The 254-nt window shown below is 68.1% G+C and carries 1 protein-coding gene; it reads left to right on the plus strand.

Translation table 11 applies throughout. From position 1 onward, the window contains the following. Positions 1 to 254 (plus strand): hypothetical protein (locus RVY79_RS20645; protein WP_411161772.1); only part of this gene is annotated, 254 nt, incomplete at both ends.

Raw genomic sequence — 254 nt, forward strand, 5'->3', positions numbered from 1 at the left:
GACTCCTCTTCCACGAATGTCACCGCGAGTGCAGTCGGTGGAAGCGGCGGCACGGCCTCTTATGCCGGTGGGACCGGGGGAGCCGGTGGCGGTGCGAGCGCGACCGCAAGTGGCAGTTCGAACGGTGGCGCCGTCCAGGTCAACGGCACCATCATCGGCGGTGCAGGCGGCACCGGCTACTATGGCGCCAGCGGCGGCAATGGCGCGGCGGCGAACATCAACAACATCGTCTCGGGTTCGACGACCGGAACGCT

The organism is Chromohalobacter sp. HP20-39, from assembly GCF_033052815.1.
Classification (GTDB): domain Bacteria; phylum Pseudomonadota; class Gammaproteobacteria; order Pseudomonadales; family Halomonadaceae; genus Chromohalobacter.